Raw genomic sequence first — 1,571 nt, 5'->3', positions numbered from 1 at the left:
TAGCCTTCCAGCGATTGCAGCAGCCATGCGTTCTTCAGAATCTGGCGCTGGATCGCCTCCGGCAAGCCGGGGTCGATGAACTCCTGCATGGAGTATTCCGCAATCAGGGCAGGCAGCGCCTCGGCCGGGCAGGTCTCGGCATCCTTGACCTGAAAAGCGGTAATCGGCTGATCGCCGATGATCTCGTTTAACGCTTGCAGATACGCGCTGCCGCGCGCGTCCCGCGCCTGCGGAGGCGTGATGCGGTCCAGTTGTTCTTTGGGCCAATACTCGGACATCAGACCGCCACCACCACGACCTGCAGGGCCGTGCATCTGCGCCAGGAGGAGGAGGCGACGGATGTGAACACCAGATTCGCCACATCGGCATCAACAACGCCCACAATGTCACGCGCCGCGTCAGTCAACGCAGACGGGGCTATGTAGCCGCCCAAACTGCGCTCCCATTCATCCAGCACGTCCTGAACGGCGCCTTCGGCATCCTCTGCGGCCTCCGGATCGGACAGCACAAGATGCAGCTCGACTGTGAACTCGTGAGGCGTTGGCGCCTGCACCTGGATGAAATCGCCTTGATGGGTGTTGCTCTCGTTGAACACAGCCAGCAGCGATGCGATTTCCTGGGCGTTGGGCTCTCCGGTGTCCATCAGCGGGTAAATGTCCACGTAACCGGGCTGTGGTCGGTCTATATGGACGTCGATGCAGCGGGCATTCCAGCCCAGTACATCCGACACATACCGCTCGCGGTTCAGACCGTCGCCGATCCGCTCGAAGGCCAGCGGCAGACGCTCGCGATACCGGGTATCGCTCTCGACCTCTGCACCGCCGCCGGTCTCGGTCAGGTTGGTTACCGAAGACAGGCCCGGCACCGGATCCACCAGGACCGAAAGCGCGCCAACCGGAAAGCCATTGGCCGTGATACCGGATTGAGTTGCAGCGGCGGGTACATCGATGCCGGATTGCCCGGCCGGAAGGAGCGCGGCTTCCTGCGTGGCGAACTGGATCACCCCGCCTGCATCGCCGACACGGGTTCCGGCAGGGATCAGAATTTGAGAAGCAGCAGGCTGTGCGGTAGCGAACCGCAACATGGTGCTGGCCTGTGCCGCCTGCAGGCGCGGTGTGTTGCGATCCGCGCCGTGCCGGTCCAGCCAGGGTCCGCGCGCGTAGGCGACAAAGCAATTCTCGAAAGCCAGCTGCTCTTCCATGCCGCGCAAGGCGAGCATGTAGGCAATGGTTTCCAGCAGGTACATCTCGACCTGACTGGGCGACAGGGTGCGCCCGGTTTCCGCTTCGAAGCGCGCAATCGCCAGATCCAGCAGTCTTTGGGCTTCGACCGTGACGAAGTCAGGGGCGCCCGCCGCATTCAGCTCGGTGATTGAAGCGAGATCAGAAGGCATAAGCCACCTCTGTGGTCTGGAAATCGTTCTGAACGGCCTCAACCGGCGACCAGGTCACAGAGAGCGAGATCGTCTCGAAGGTGGTCTCGAAGGTGATTTCATGCACAACGACGCGCGGCACCCAGAGCCGCAGCGCCTCGCGCACTTCCGCCACCACAAACAGGCTGCGCACATTCAT

General features: G+C 62.4%; 3 protein-coding genes. All 3 read right to left on the bottom strand.

Going from position 1 to position 1,571, the window contains the following annotated elements; all coding sequences use genetic code 11:
• A partial coding sequence (locus GOX53_RS29345; protein ID WP_217352002.1) for a phage tail protein occupies window positions 1–278 on the bottom strand: 278 nt, incomplete at its 3' end.
• On the bottom strand, window positions 278–1,393 hold the full coding sequence (locus tag GOX53_RS29340; protein ID WP_171182406.1) for a baseplate J/gp47 family protein: 1,116 nt from the start codon (window positions 1,391–1,393) through the stop codon (window positions 278–280). The genes GOX53_RS29345 and GOX53_RS29340, both read right to left, overlap by 1 nt.
• Window positions 1,383–1,571, bottom strand: a 189-nt coding sequence (locus GOX53_RS29335; protein ID WP_171182405.1) for a hypothetical protein, incomplete at its 5' end; no start/stop codon positions are given. The genes GOX53_RS29340 and GOX53_RS29335, both read right to left, overlap by 11 nt.

Source organism: Ruegeria sp. HKCCD8929, assembly GCF_013031405.1.
In the GTDB taxonomy this organism is placed as follows: domain Bacteria; phylum Pseudomonadota; class Alphaproteobacteria; order Rhodobacterales; family Rhodobacteraceae; genus Ruegeria.
The sequence above is the reverse complement of the archived record's forward strand: the minus strand, read 5'-3'. Positions and strand labels throughout refer to the sequence as shown.

Excerpts from the sequence above, each read along its gene's own strand:
- GOX53_RS29340 (WP_171182406.1), bottom strand. The coding sequence starts at position 1,393 with ATGCCTTCTGATCTCGCTTCAATCACCGAGCTGAATGCGGCGGGCGCC.